Annotated in this window: 1 protein-coding gene; it reads right to left on the reverse strand. The window is 60.0% G+C overall.

Annotation, left to right across the window (positions count from 1 at the left end; translation table 11 throughout):
• Positions 1-179 precede the first annotated feature (179 nt).
• Positions 180-1,166, reverse strand: a complete 987-nt coding sequence (gene galE, locus X742_RS140455) for a UDP-glucose 4-epimerase GalE (RefSeq protein WP_023775611.1) — start codon at positions 1,164-1,166, stop codon at positions 180-182.
• Between the last annotated feature and the right edge of the window lie 31 nt (positions 1,167-1,197).

A 1,197-nucleotide genomic window follows, 5' to 3' on the forward strand; every position in this document is an offset into this window, starting at 1 on the left:
CTCTTCCGATCTACCGAGAAGGTGGATGTGGACGGCGTCCAGGATCCACCACTGCCAGAAATAGATCAGCGCGGTCGCCCAAATAGCGACGCCGATGACATATTCGACGCGTTTGCGGCCGGTGAAAATCGGAACCATCAAGGGCTCCTCCCTTGTGGGCATGTCGAGCCGGGACTTTTTCATCCCCGTAGCTCGAGGCCGAAGGTGGGAGCCGCGGAGCGGATGATCGTGTCCAGGTCCGAATAGACCGCAAGAAACCCGAGCTTCTCGGCCGCGAACGAAGGGTCCGCATAAAGCGCCGGTGGGTCACCGGCCCGGCGAGCACGAATCTCGATCGGCACGTTGCGGCCGGTGACACGGCTGATGGTGTCGAGGATTTCACGGATGGACGTCCCGCGGCCGGTACCAAGATTGACCGCCAGATTTCCACCGTAGTTGCTGAGACGTTCGACCGCCAGAACATGCGCGCGAGCCAGGTCGATGACATGGATGTAATCACGGATGCAGGTGCCGTCCGGCGTATCGTAGTCGTTGCCGTAAACATCGAGAAAATCGATCGTGCCGGCAGCAGCCATCAGCGCACGTGGAATGAGGTGCGTCTCAGGATCATGAGCTTCTCTCAGCTCGCCATCGAGATCGGCGCCGCATGCATTGAAATAGCGCAGCGCCACAAAGCGCAGGCCATAGGCCGCCGAATAATCGCCGAGCATCTGTTCCGCGATCAGCTTCGTGCGGCCGTAAGGATTGATGGGCTGTTGGATTTCCTGTTCCTGGATCGGCAGGTTGTCGGGGACGCCGTAGGTGGCGCAGCTCGAGGAGAAGACCACGTTATGCGTGCCGGTCATGCGACATGCCTCCAGCAGAGACTGCGTGCCGGCGACGTTGTTGCGATAATATTTGGCAGGGTTCTCGACGGACTCTCCAACATAGGCAGAAGCGGCAAAATGGATGACCGAGCACGGCCTGTACTCCTCGATCGCAGCGACGAGGTGCGCTGTGTCTAGGATCTCGCCCTCCACGAATGCTCCCCAACGCACCGCCGCGCGATGACCCGTCGAGAGATTGTCGTAGACGACGGGCTCATAACCCTGCTTCGACAGCAGCTTGGACGTATGGCTGCCTATAAAGCCTGCCCCACCGACCACAAGCACAGTGTTCGCGGTCATTTTACGCAGCCTCGACGAGCTTCGCGGAGGT

Origin of the sequence: Mesorhizobium sp. LNHC229A00 (assembly GCF_000502415.1) — a bacterium.
Classification (GTDB): Bacteria; Pseudomonadota; Alphaproteobacteria; order Rhizobiales; family Rhizobiaceae; genus Mesorhizobium.